The 12,746-nt window shown below is 66.8% G+C and carries 9 protein-coding genes and 1 pseudogene; all 10 read left to right on the forward strand.

Translation table 11 applies throughout. The annotated features are described in order from the left end of the window. Positions 1-129 precede the first annotated feature (129 nt). A complete protein-coding gene (locus tag AC5RUF_RS01075) occupies positions 130-423 on the forward strand; it encodes an HGxxPAAW family protein (RefSeq protein ID WP_493997962.1) in 294 nt (97 codons plus the stop codon). Beyond that, on the forward strand, positions 424-1,263 hold the full coding sequence (trpC, locus tag AC5RUF_RS01080; RefSeq protein ID WP_493997961.1) for an indole-3-glycerol phosphate synthase TrpC: 840 nt from the start codon (positions 424-426) through the stop codon (positions 1,261-1,263). It begins immediately after the preceding gene. A gap of 67 nt (positions 1,264-1,330) precedes the next feature. Continuing rightward, a complete protein-coding gene (gene trpB, locus AC5RUF_RS01085) occupies positions 1,331-2,668 on the forward strand; it encodes a tryptophan synthase subunit beta (protein ID WP_493997960.1) in 1,338 nt (445 codons plus the stop codon). Continuing rightward, positions 2,665-3,474 (forward strand): tryptophan synthase subunit alpha, encoded by an 810-nt coding sequence (gene trpA / locus AC5RUF_RS01090; RefSeq protein WP_494129419.1) that lies wholly within the window; start codon positions 2,665-2,667, stop codon positions 3,472-3,474. Before trpB ends, trpA begins: the two co-directional genes overlap by 4 nt. After that, the gene (gene lgt / locus AC5RUF_RS01095) at positions 3,471-4,505 is read left to right on the forward strand and encodes a prolipoprotein diacylglyceryl transferase (protein WP_494129420.1); all 1,035 of its coding nucleotides are present in this window, start codon (positions 3,471-3,473) and stop codon (positions 4,503-4,505) included. Before trpA ends, lgt begins: the two co-directional genes overlap by 4 nt. 267 nt (positions 4,506-4,772) lie before the next feature. Next, on the forward strand, positions 4,773-9,377 hold the full coding sequence (gene gltB / locus AC5RUF_RS01100) for a glutamate synthase large subunit (protein WP_494129421.1): 4,605 nt from the start codon (positions 4,773-4,775) through the stop codon (positions 9,375-9,377). Beyond that, the gene (locus AC5RUF_RS01105; RefSeq protein WP_494129422.1) at positions 9,370-10,827 is read left to right on the forward strand and encodes a glutamate synthase subunit beta; all 1,458 of its coding nucleotides are present in this window, start codon (positions 9,370-9,372) and stop codon (positions 10,825-10,827) included. The genes gltB and AC5RUF_RS01105 overlap by 8 nt, the downstream gene beginning before the upstream one ends. 160 nt (positions 10,828-10,987) lie before the next feature. Then, entirely contained in the window at positions 10,988-11,659 is a 672-nt protein-coding gene (locus tag AC5RUF_RS01110) for a hypothetical protein (RefSeq protein WP_494129423.1), read from the forward strand. Between the two features lie 183 nt (positions 11,660-11,842). Further along, positions 11,843-12,190 (forward strand): PadR family transcriptional regulator, encoded by a 348-nt coding sequence (locus AC5RUF_RS01115; protein ID WP_493996456.1) that lies wholly within the window; start codon positions 11,843-11,845, stop codon positions 12,188-12,190. Between the two features lie 7 nt (positions 12,191-12,197). Further along, positions 12,198-12,587: pseudogene (locus tag AC5RUF_RS01120) on the forward strand (ABC transporter permease); the annotation flags it as partial. Between the last annotated feature and the right edge of the window lie 159 nt (positions 12,588-12,746).

Genomic DNA, 12,746 nt, shown 5'->3' on the forward strand with positions numbered 1-12,746 from the left:
AGGCGGGGGCATCAGCCCTCCGCCGGACCGCAGACCACCGAATTGCACCGGACACCGGCGCAATATGTGAAAGGGTTTCCGCCCAGTAATGGCAGAATGGAACCCAGATTCGTTAAGAGGAGATTCACCATGAGCACAAACGCCACCGACCAGCACCTTGACGCCGGCCAGGAAAACGAAGGCGAGAGCCACGCCAGCATCCACGATGAAACCATCGGCCACGGCAACACCCCCGCCGCCTGGACCTGCGTCCTGATCATGATTGTGGGTGCCGCCGTTTCGTCGGTCGCCTACGTCCTGGCCAGCTACGTCGGCTTCTTCGCCGGCATCGCCGTGATGCTGATCGGCCTGCTCGTGGGCTTCATCATGCGCAAGGCAGGCTACGGCGTCAACGGCTCGAAGCTGAAGAACAGCAGCCACTAAATGAGCGTTCTCGACGACATCATTGCCGGCGTCCGGGAGGATCTTTCCGAACGCCGGCAGGTTGTCCCGCTCGAGGAGCTCCGCGCGCAGGCCCTGCGCGCCCCGGCACCGCTGGACGCCTACGCCGCACTGGGCGGTACGGCAGAACCCCGCACCGAACTGCGGGTCATTGCCGAGGTCAAGCGCAGCAGCCCCTCCAAGGGCGCCCTCGCGGACATAGCGGACCCGGCAGCCCTCGCCTCAGCCTATGAGCGCGGGGGAGCGGCCGTGATCAGCGTCCTCACCGAACAGCGCCGCTTCAAGGGCACGCTCGCCGACCTCGACGCCGTACGCGCCGCCGTCGGCATCCCGGTGCTGCGCAAGGACTTCACCGTTGACGAATACCAGATCTGGGAAGCACGCGCCCACGGCGCCGACCTGGTCCTGCTGATTGTCGCGGCACTGGATGATGAGCAGCTGCGCACCTTCCTGGACCTGGCCCATGAGCTGGGCATGAACGCCCTCGTGGAGACCCACACCCCTGAGGAAGTCGAACGTGCCGTGACGCTGGGCGCCCGGCTGATCGGCATCAATGTGCGCAACCTCAAGACACTGGACGTAGACCGTTCAGTCTTCGCGGCACTTGCCGGCAGCATCCCCGCCGGCCCCGTGGTGATCGCCGAGTCCGGTGTCCGCGACGCAGCCGACGTCGGGCATTACGCCGCCAACGGAGCCAACGCCGTGCTGGTAGGCGAGGCCCTCGTCCGGCACGCTTCCCCGGCCGAAACCATCAGCGAATTCACTGCCACCGGCGCCAAGGCCATTGCCGGCCGCGGTTGGCGACCCGACGGTGAAAGCTGACCCATAGCACCACACCCCTCTGCCCGGGCTGCACGCACCCGGGCACAAGCAGGACAGGACATGCACCATGAAGTCGGAACAGGCCCAGGCAGCCGGTGCTGCCGCAGAATCCGGACACCTCACTGAGGCTTTCCTGCGCGGAGGGGTCTCCTCCCTGCGCCATGCCTCCGGTCCGTATTTCGGCGAATACGGCGGCCGATGGATGCCTGAATCCCTGATTGCCGCGCTGGACGAGCTGGAAGACACGTTCGAAAAGGCCAAGGCCGATCCGGAGTTTCGCGCCCAGGTGGCGGACCTGAACAAGAACTACTCCGGCCGTCCGTCCCTGCTCACCGAGGCCAAGCGGTTCTCCGAGCACGCCGGCGGGGTGCGGATCTTCCTCAAGCGCGAGGACCTCAACCACACCGGCTCGCACAAGATCAACAACGTGCTGGGCCAGGCCCTGCTGGCCAAGCGCATGGGTAAGACCCGCGTGATCGCCGAAACCGGTGCCGGCCAGCACGGGGTGGCCAGTGCCACGGCCGCGGCCCTGCTGGGCCTGGAATGCGTGGTCTACATGGGCGCGGAAGACTGCCGCCGACAGGCACTGAACGTAGCCCGCATGGAACTGCTCGGCGCGAAGGTCATCCCGGTGACCAACGGTTCCCGGACGCTGAAGGACGCCATCAATGAGGCCCTGCGGGACTGGGTCGCCAATGTGGATAACACCCACTACCTGCTGGGCACCGCCGCCGGCGCGCACCCCTTCCCGGCCATGGTCCGGTACTTCCACGAAGTGATCGGCGATGAGGCCCGCGCCCAGATGCTCGAGCAGGCGGGCCGCCTGCCGGACGCCGTCTGCGCCTGCATCGGCGGCGGCTCCAACGCCATCGGCATTTTCCACGGCTTCCTCGATGACCCCGACGTACGGATTTTCGGTTTCGAAGCCGGCGGCGACGGCGTCGAGACCGGCCGGCACGCCGCGACCATCACGCTGGGCCGCCCCGGCGTCCTGCACGGCGCCCGTTCCTACCTGATGCAGGACGACGACGGCCAGACCATCGAATCGCATTCCATCTCCGCGGGACTGGATTACCCCGGTGTGGGACCGGAGCACGCGTACCTTTCCGACATCGGCCGGGTCAGTTACGAACCGATCACCGACGCCGAGGCCATGGAGGCCTTCCGGCTGCTCTGCCGCACCGAGGGCATCATCCCCGCCATCGAATCCGCGCACGCCCTGGCCGGTGCCATGAAGGTGGGCCGCCGCCTCGCCGAGGAGGAGGGCGACGTCGGCGAAAAGATCGTGCTGGTGAACCTCTCCGGCCGCGGCGACAAGGACGTGGCCACGGCCGCGGAATGGTTCAACCTGTTGGATGACCAGTCAGCCGAAGCCGAAATCGGCAAAGAAGGGGAACAGCTGTGAGCACCGAGGTAAAGCAGAGCAAGGCAGCGGCCGCCATTGACCGGGCGGCCGCCGACGGCCGCGCCGCGCTCATCGGCTACCTTCCCGCCGGCTACCCCAGCGTGCAGGCAACCATCGATGCCGGCATTGCCCTCGCCGAAAACGGCGCCGACCTGATTGAAATCGGCATCCCGTATTCGGATCCCGTGATGGACGGCCAGGTCATCCAGGCCGCCACCACCCAGGCCCTGGCCGAGGGTTTCCGCGTGGCCGAGGTCTTCGACGTGGTTGCCGGCATCACCGCCGCCACCGACGCCGCCGTGCTGGTGATGACGTACTGGAACCCCGTGGTGCGCATGGGCGTGGAGGAATTCTCCCGCCGCCTGGCCGAGGCCGGGGGAGCCGGGCTGATCACCCCGGACCTGGTACCGGATGAAGCAAGCGAATGGTTCGACGCCTCGGATAAGTACGGGCTGGACCGGGTCTTCCTGGTGGCGCCGTCCTCCACCCCGGCCCGGATGAAGAGCACCGTGGCGGCCAGCCGCGGCTTTGTCTACGCCGTGTCCATCATGGGCGTTACCGGTGCCCGCGACAGCGTCAGCGACGCTGCCCAGGACGTGGTGACCGCCGCCCGTGCCGCCGGCGCCGAACGCGTCTGCGTGGGCCTGGGCGTCTCCCGGGCCGAACACGTGCGGGAGATCGGTGCCTACGCCGACGGCGTTATCGTCGGCACCGCCCTGGTGGCCGCCCTGCGCGACGGCGGTACCGCCGCTGTGGCCGAACTGACCCGCGAACTGAGCACCGGAACCCCGAAGGGCAGCGCATGAACCCGATCCTGGTGCCGGCGAGCATCCCCAGCCCCGGTGCCGAGTTCGCCAGCTTCTCCCTGGGGCCGCTGACCATCCACACTTACGCCCTGTGCATCCTGGCCGGCATCATGGCGGCCCTGTGGCTCACCGCGCGGCGCTGGAAGGACCGCGGACTGCCCGCGGATGCCGTGTGGGATATTTCCATCTGGGCCATCCCGTTCGGCATCATCGGCGGCCGGCTCTACCACGTCATTTCCTCCCCGGACGCCTACTTCGGCGCGGACGGGGACCTGGCGCTGATCCCGCAGATCTGGCGTGGCGGCCTGGGTATCTGGGGCGCCGTGGCGCTGGGCGCCGTGGGCGCCTGGATCGGCTGCCGCCGGGCCGGCGTCAAGCTCTCCACCTTCGCCGACGTCGGCGTGCCGGGGCTGCTGCTCGCCCAGGCCATCGGCCGCTGGGGCAACTGGTTCAACCAGGAACTCTTCGGTGCGGAAACCGATCTGCCCTGGGGCCTGGAAATCGATCCGGACAACGCCAACTTCCCGGCTGATGCTGCCCCGGGCACGCTGTTCCACCCGACTTTCCTCTACGAGTCGCTCTGGAACCTGGCCGGCGTGGCGCTGCTGCTGCTCCTGGACCGCAGGTTCAAACTCCGTGGCGGTCGCCTGTTCTGGCTGTACGTGGCCTTCTACACGGTGGGCAGGCTCTGGATTGAACTGCTGCGCATCGACGACGCCGAAATGATTACGCTTTTTGGCGTCACACAGCGCCTCAACGTGTGGACCAGTGTGCTGTTGCTGGCGGCGTCCCTGGCAATGTTCGTTTACCTGACTTCCAAGGCGCGTAAGGGTGCCGAAGGCTCCCTTTACCTTCCCGGGCACGAACCGTCGGCGGAAGCCGAAAGCACGGCCGTCGATAACAAGAACGAAACAGAAGGCCCGAATGCGGAATCGGCGCGTTCCGGAGGCCGGCCGCGTGCTAATCTCGCAGAGACAAAAACCGAGGACCCCAATCCTCGCCGGTCCAAGGACAACGGACCTTCCGCCTGAACACCCCGGGTCACCCTTCCGGTACTGCAGGCGGCAAGCCACAGGGACGTGGCGCCATTCGGCTGCAGTACCGGGAGACCCATCCGGAAAAGCGCCGGTAAACGGCACCCCAAACTCCCAGTAAAACCGGAGAAAGTTCCGGGTTTACGGGGCTGAAGTGAGCCGTAAAATCAATCAACGCCGCGGAGCGTCCCTCAGTGGATTCCCGCCGTGGGGCCAGCGCTGTCCCCTCCCGACGCTCTTATAAGGGGGAAGGACTCACTTCTTATGACTGATTCCCTGTCTGCTTTTTCCGGCTCCGGCTCTTCTGAAACCGTAGTCTCACCCTTCACCCGCTTTGCCGCGCTCCCGGAGGATTCCGGCCTTTACCGGGCCGAAAACGAAAAGGACGCCTGCGGCCTGGCCGTGATTGCCACCCTGCGCGGCGAGCCCACCCACGAAATTGTCGACGCCGCCCTCACCGCCCTGCGCAACCTCGAACACCGCGGCGCAGTGGGCGCTGACGAAGGTACCGGCGACGGCGCCGGCCTGCTCACCCAGGTTCCCGATGAGTTCTTCCGCGCCGTAGTCGACTTCGAGCTGCCGGCAGCCGGAGGCTACGCCGTCGGTACGGCGTTCCTGCCCACCGAAGACCGCGAGCAGCACACCGCGCGTGCCGGTGTGGAGGCCATTGCCGAATCCGAGGGACTGAGCGTGCTGGGCTGGCGCGAGGTGCCCATTGTGGCGGACCTCGTGGGCGCCATGTCCCGCGCCTGCATGCCCTACTTTGTCCAGGTGTTCCTGGCCCCGGCCGACGGTGCCGCCGCCGGTGACCTGGACGCCCGTGCCTTTAGGGTGCGGAAGCGCTCACAGAACAAGTTCGGCGTGTACTTCCCCTCACTGTCCTCCAAGACCATGGTTTACAAGGGCATGGTCACCACCGCGCAGCTGGAACCGTTCTTCCCGGACCTCTCCGACCCCCGGTTCAAGACCCGGCTGGGGATTGTGCACTCGCGCTTCTCCACCAATACGTTCCCGTCCTGGCCGCTGGCCCAGCCCTTCCGCACCATTGCCCACAACGGTGAAATCAATACGGTCAAGGGGAACCGGAACTGGATGCGGGCCCGCCAGTCCCAGATGAAGAACCCCCTGCTGGGGGAAACGCCCGAAGAGCTGTTCCCCATCTGCACCCCGGGTGCCTCGGACTCGGCGTCCTTTGATGAGGTGGCGGAGCTGCTGATGCTCTCAGGCCGCCCGATTACGCACGCGATCATGATGATGATCCCGGAGGCGTGGGAAAACCATGCCACCATGGATCCCGCCCGCCGGGCCTTCTACCAGTACCACTCCATGCTGATGGAGCCGTGGGACGGACCCGCCGCGGTGTCCTTCACCGACGGTACCCAGGTGGGTGCGGTGCTGGACCGCAACGGCCTGCGCCCGGCCCGCTACTGGGTCACCGACGACGGCCTCGTGGTCCTCGCGTCCGAGGTGGGCGTAGTGGACATCGACCCGGCCACGGTGGTCCGCAAGGGCCGCGTCTCGCCCGGCAAGATGTTCCTGGTGGACACCGCCGAAGGCCGGTTGATCGAAGACGACGAAATCAAGGCCGAAATCGCCGCAGCCAACCCGTGGGCGGAATGGGTGAAGGAAAACCAGGTCCGCCTGGAGGAACTGCCCGAACGAGAGCACGTGCTGCACACCAAGGCCTCCATCAACCGCCGCCAGCGCACCTTCGGCTACACGCAGGAAGAACTGAGGATCCTGCTGGGCCCGATGGCACGCACCGGCGCCGAACCGCTGGGCGCCATGGGTTCCGACACCCCCATTGCGGTGCTGTCCAAGCGGCCGCGACTGCTTTTTGACTACTTCGTGCAGTCCTTCGCCCAGGTGACCAACCCGCCGCTGGACGCCATCCGCGAGGAACTGGTCACCTCCATGCAGGCCTCGATCGGGCCCAACGGCAACCTGCTGTCCCTGAAGCAGGTTCGGACCAGCCAGATCGCCCTCAAGTTTCCGGTGATCAACAATGACGAGCTGGCCAAGATCGCCAACCTCACGGACAGCGAGGGGGACCGGATTGCCCTGAAGGTCCGCGGCCTGTACCGGCCCGAGGGAGGGGAAGCGGAACTGCGTGCCCGGCTGAGCGAAATCTGCGAGAAGGTTTCCGGAGCAGTGAACCGCGGCGTGCAGTACATTGTGCTCTCCGACCGCGACTCCAACGCACAGTGGGCACCCATCCCGTCCCTGCTGCTGCTCTCCGCCGTGCACCACCACCTGCTCAAGAGCGCCAACCGCACCAAGATTTCCCTGCTCGTGGAAGCCGGAGACGTGCGCGAAGTGCACCACGTGGCCGCGCTCATCGGGTACGGCGCCTCCGCCGTGAACCCGTACCTGGCCATGGAAAGCTGCGAGGAACTGGTCCGCAACGGCGACATCACCGGCGTCACCGCCGAGGAAGCCGTGAGCAACCTCATCAAGGGCCTGGGCAAGGGCGTCCTGAAGATCATGTCCAAGATGGGCATCTCCACCGTGGCCTCCTACTGCGGTGCCCAGACCTTCGAAGCACTGGGGCTGGGCCAGGAACTGGTGGACGAGTTCTTCCACGGCACCCAGACCCAGCTCGGCGGCGTCGGCCTGGACGTTATCGCCGCCGAAGCCGCAGCCCGGCACGCCGAGGCGTACCCCGGCGACGGCGTGGAGGAACCGCACCGCCCGCTGGACAACGGCGGGGAGTACCAGTGGCGGCGCGAAGGACCGCCGCACCTGTTCAACCCAGAAACCGTGTTCCGCCTCCAGCACGCCACCCGTGAGCGCCGCTACGACATCTTCAAGGCCTACACCAAGGGCGTGGACGACCAGTCGAAGAACCTGATGACCCTGCGCGGCCTGCTCGACTTCCGACTGGGGGAGCGCACGCCCGTTCCGCTGGAGGAAGTGGAACCGGTGTCCAGCATCGTGAAGCGGTTCTCCACCGGCGCCATGAGCTACGGTTCCATCTCCAAGGAAGCGCACGAGACGCTGGCCATCGCCATGAACCGGCTGGGCGCGAAGTCCAACACCGGCGAGGGCGGCGAAGACGTGGAGCGCCTGCTCGATCCCGAGCGCCGCTCGGCCATCAAGCAGATCGCCTCCGGCCGGTTCGGTGTCACCAGCCTGTACCTGACCAACGCACAGGACCTGCAGATCAAGATGGCCCAGGGCGCCAAGCCCGGCGAGGGCGGCCAGCTGATGGCGCAGAAGGTGTACCCGTGGGTGGCCCGCACGCGGCACTCCACGCCCGGCGTTGGACTGATTTCCCCGCCGCCGCACCATGACATCTACTCCATCGAGGACCTGGCGCAGCTGATCTACGATCTGAAGCGCTCCAACCCGGCTGCCCGGGTCCACGTCAAGCTGGTCTCCGAGGCCGGGATCGGCACCGTGGCGGCGGGCGTGACCAAGGCCAAGGCCGACGTCGTCCTCGTTTCCGGGCACGACGGCGGTACCGGCGCGTCCCCGCTGAACTCGCTCAAGCATGCCGGCGCCCCGTGGGAACTGGGCCTGGCCGAAACCCAGCAGACCCTGATGCTCAACGGGTTGCGGGACCGTGTGGTGGTGCAGGTCGACGGGCAGCTGAAGACGGGCCGCGACGTGGTCATGGCCGCCCTGCTGGGCGGCGAGGAATTCGGTTTCGCCACCGCCCCGCTGGTGGTCTCCGGCTGCGTCATGATGCGCGTCTGCCACCTGGACACCTGCCCGGTGGGCGTGGCGACGCAGAACCCCGAACTGCGCAGCCGCTTCACCGGCAAGCCGGAATTCGTGGTGAACTTCTTCGAGTTCATCGCCGAGGAAATCCGCGAAATCCTGGCCGAACTCGGTTTCCGCACGCTGGAAGAGGCCATCGGCCACACCGAACTGCTGGACACCGCCGCGGCAATCGACCACTGGAAGGCCGACGGACTGGACCTGGAGCCGATCCTGCGCGGACCGGAAGTGGATCCCGGGGCGCCGCTGCGCAACATGGTGCCGCAGAACCACGAGCTGGAAGCCCATTTCGACAACAAGCTGATCGAGATGAGCGCCGACGCGCTGCAGAACCGTGCGCCGGTACGGATTGCCCTGGACGTGGTGAACACTGACCGGTCGGTGGGAACCATGTTGGGCCACACCGTCACCAAGACATTCGGTACCGACATCCTCGCCCCGGACACCATCGACATCAGCCTGACCGGCCAGGCCGGGCAGTCGCTGGGGGCGTTCCTGCCGGCCGGCATCACGCTGCGGCTGCTGGGGGATTCCAACGACTACGTGGGCAAGGGACTCTCGGGCGGGCGCATCATTGTCCGGCCGGACCGCGGCAATTCCTTTGCCGCCGACCAGAACGTCATTGCCGGCAACGTGATCGGCTACGGCGCCACCAGCGGCGAAATGTTCCTCAGCGGCCAGGTGGGTGAACGCTTCCTGGTCCGCAACTCCGGAGCAACCGCCGTCGTGGAAGGCATCGGCGACCACGGCTGTGAATACATGACCGGGGGACAGACACTCATCCTCGGACCCACCGGACGCAACTTCGGCGCCGGCATGTCCGGCGGCACCGCGTTTGTGGTGGACCTGGACCCGGCCAACGTCAACAAGGACAGCCTGGAGCGCGGCGAGCTGCGGCTGGAAGCTCCGGACGCCGAGGACATCGACATTGTCCGCGCGCTGCTGATCCGCCACCTGGAGGAGACGGAGTCCGATCTGGCGCAGAAGCTGCTGGAGAACTTCGAGGACACCGTATCCCGCATAACCAAGGTGCTGCCGCGTGACTACGCAGCAGTACTCGGCGCCCGCGCCTCCGCCGCCGCTGCGGGACTTGATCCCGACGGCGCCGAGGCCTGGACTCAGATTTTGGAGGTTACCGGTGGCTGATCCACGCGGATTCCTGAAAGTACGCGAACGCGAGACCCAGCCGAGGCGCCCCGTGCCCGTGCGCATCATGGACTGGAAGGAAGTCTATGAAGCGCAGGAAAAGGGGGTGCTCAAGGCCCAGGCCGGACGCTGCATGGACTGCGGCATCCCGTTCTGCCACCAGGGCTGCCCGCTGGGCAACCTCATTCCCGAGTGGAATGACCTGACCTGGCGGGACAAGGGCGCCGAGGCCATTGAACGGCTGCACGCCACCAACAACTTCCCGGAGTTCACCGGCCGGCTGTGCCCGGCACCCTGCGAGGCATCCTGCGTGCTGGGCATCAACCAGCCGCCGGTCACCATCAAGCAGGTGGAAGTCTCAATCATCGACGAAGCCTGGGGTGAAGGCTGGGTGACCCCGCACCCGCCGGAGCGGCTCACCGACCGCACCATCGCCGTCGTCGGCTCCGGCCCCGCAGGCCTGGCCGCCGCCCAGCAGCTGACCCGTGCCGGACACACCGTGGCCGTGTACGAGCGGGACGACCGGATCGGCGGGCTGCTTCGTTACGGCATCCCCGATTTCAAAATGGAAAAGATCCAGGTGGACCGCCGGCTGGAGCAGATGCGCGCCGAAGGCACCCGTTTCCGCACCGGCGTGGAGGTGGGCAAGGACATCAGCTGGGAGCAGCTGCGCCGCCGCTACGACGCCGTGGTGATCGCCACCGGCGCCACCGTACCGCGCGACCTGCCCATCCCGGGCCGGGAACTGTCCGGCGTGCACTTCGCCATGGACTACCTGGTGCAGTCCAACAAGGCCGTGGCCGGGGACCGGGTGAAGAACCAGATCAACGCCGAAGGCAAGCACGTGGTGATCCTGGGCGGCGGCGATACCGGCGCGGACTGCCTGGGCACCGCGCACCGGCAGCAGGCCGCGTCCGTGACCACCCTGGCCATCGGGCAGCAGCCGCCCACCGAGCGGGCAGCGCACCAGCCGTGGCCGATGTTCCCGACGCTGTTCGAAATGGCCAGCGCCCATGAGGAAGGCGGGGAACGCACATACTTGGCCTCCACCGTCGAGTTTGTGGGGGAGAACGGCAAGCTGACCGGCGTGAAGGTGGCCGAGACGGAATTCGTGGACGGCAAGCGCCTGCCCAAGGCCGGCACGGAGCGGATCATCCCGGCGGACCTGGTGTTCCTGTCCCTGGGCTTCACCGGCCCGGAACCGGCCGGACTGCCCGAGCAGGTCTCCGCCGAATTCGATGACCGCGGCAACGTGGCCCGCGACGGCTATTACATGACCGGGACGCCCGGCGTGTTTGCCGCCGGTGACGCCGGCCGCGGCCAGTCCCTGATTGTCTGGGCCATTGCCGAGGGCCGCGCCGCAGCCGCCGCCGTGGACCAGTGGCTGATGGGCAGCACCCGTCTGCCGGCCCCGGTGGCGCCGACGGACCGGGCGATTACCCCGCTCTAGCGGTCCCGGATCCACCGCATTACCGTGAAGCAGGCATCGGACACAGTTCCGGTGCCTGCTTTGTTTTCCCCGGGAAGCACCCCCGCTCGGGTAGGGTGTGGGTGCACTGTCCTCAGTGCACTTACAAACATTCGTTGGGTTGATATGGGGGGCAAAACAAATGGGGGGTTTCCTGACGTTCATCGTCATTCTTGTGGTGATCATGGTGGGAATGCTGACGCTGGTTTTCCGGATGATGGCCGCCGCCGAGGCGAAGGAACTGCGGAAGGACCCGCTGCGTCCGCCGGTGGAGGTCCGGTTCCGGCCCAAGGCATTCCTTGTCCTGGTGGCGGGGATCGTCGCGGGCGGCCTGTTCATTGTGCTCGCCGTGGTGCTGGGACGGGACCGCGACGTGCCCAGTTATGTCTTCGTTGTGGGCCTGGCGGTACTGGTAGGCGTCTTCAGGCCGGTCCTGGCCGGCAAGGTCGGCAAGCCCTTCGGCGTCGCCACTGTGGGAGCGGAAGCCGACGTCCTGCCGGTGGCTGCCGGTCCGGCACCGCTGTACCCGGGTCAGCACACGGCCCCGCTGCTGACCGCCGATGGACGGCCGTTCCTGCCGCCGAATGCGGGCGGGGCGCCCCGGCCGGACCAGTACCAGTCAGGCCAGTACCCGTCCGACCCGTACCAGTCAGGTCAGTACCCGTCCGGTCCGCATGCGCCGGACCAGTTCCAGCCGGGCCAGTTCCAGCCGGAGCAGCCCGGCCAATATGCGCCGGGCCAGTATCCGTCCGGCTACTACACGCCCGAGGGCCATACGCCCGACGTCGACGGCGGTGCGTACCGGAACGGCTAGGCACCCTTACCTGCCCAATTGGTGGGCAGGCAGCCGCGAGCCCGGAGACCAGTAAGGCTTGGTCTCCGGGCTTTGCTGTGCCGGGCGGCATAAATTTCCCGGTCCAAACCTCTTGCGTGACCGGTACTTAGTGTTACTGTCTACTAGTACTAGGTATCACTAAGTAGCGCAGACGGGGCGGCGATGGGCAAGCAGATGACGGAGATGCTCAAGGGCACTTTGGAGGGCATCGTTCTGGCGCTCCTCGCGACGGAGCCGGCGTACGGGTACGACATCACCGCACGGCTGCGCCAGGAGGGTTTTACGGACATTGCCGAGGGCACCGTATATGCGCTGCTGCTTCGCATCGAGAAGCGCGGGCTCGTCGACGTCGAAAAAGTCCCTTCCGAAAAGGGGCCGCCCCGCAAGGTCTACACGCTCAATGCCGAGGGGGAGGACTACCTCCGGGAGTTCTGGGGATCCTGGTCCTTCCTCGCCGCACGCATCGAACAGCTTCAGCGCCACGTCGAAAAGCAGGGAGAAAAACCATGAGCGCCACGGTGTTGCCGTTCTCGCGGGGTTCCGGAGCGGAGCCTCCGTCACGGCCTGGCTCGCCGTCGTCGGCATTCTGGTCCTGTTTACGCTCGCACTGACGTGGCTGGCCGTCATTGCCGGCCTGGTGGCGAAAACCGTGGACGGTGCCAGCGCCTTCAGTTATCCGCTGATCTTCCTGCCGTTCATCAGTTCCGCCTTTGTGCCCGTTGATACCATGCCCGGTCCGGTCGCCTGGTTCGCCGAACACCAGCCGGTCACGGCAATCGTCGACAGCATACGGAATCTCCTTGCCGGCCAGTCGGCGGGCAGCGAAATATGGGTGGCGATGGGATGGCTGACCGCCTTCCTTGTGTCAGCATTCCTCGCTGCCCGGGTCCTGTATCGGCGGGGCTGAGCACCTGCGCCGCTGCACAGATTCCCACCTTTGGAGCCCGCGGAGCCCGGCATGGGGCGGCGGTTTTGCCCTTTTCTGGGAATCTGTGCAGGCCGGACCCCTTTCGCCGGGGGACGCAGGCCGTATGGGCACCCCGCCCGGGGCCCTTCCGGCACGCCC

Source organism: Arthrobacter sp. Y3224198 (assembly GCF_059090025.1).

Bases quoted from the DNA above. Each gene is read 5' to 3' on its own strand.
- trpB (WP_493997960.1), top strand. From the start codon at position 1,331: ATGAAGTCGGAACAGGCCCAGGCAGCCGGTGCTGCCGCAGAATCCGGA.
- AC5RUF_RS01110 (WP_494129423.1), top strand. From the start codon at position 10,988: ATGGGGGGTTTCCTGACGTTCATCGTCATTCTTGTGGTGATCATGGTG.
- AC5RUF_RS01075 (WP_493997962.1), top strand. From the start codon at position 130: ATGAGCACAAACGCCACCGACCAGCACCTTGACGCCGGCCAGGAAAAC.
- AC5RUF_RS01115 (WP_493996456.1), top strand. From the start codon at position 11,843: ATGGGCAAGCAGATGACGGAGATGCTCAAGGGCACTTTGGAGGGCATC.
- lgt (WP_494129420.1), top strand. From the start codon at position 3,471: ATGAACCCGATCCTGGTGCCGGCGAGCATCCCCAGCCCCGGTGCCGAG.
- gltB (WP_494129421.1), top strand. From the start codon at position 4,773: ATGACTGATTCCCTGTCTGCTTTTTCCGGCTCCGGCTCTTCTGAAACC.
- trpC (WP_493997961.1), top strand. From the start codon at position 424: ATGAGCGTTCTCGACGACATCATTGCCGGCGTCCGGGAGGATCTTTCC.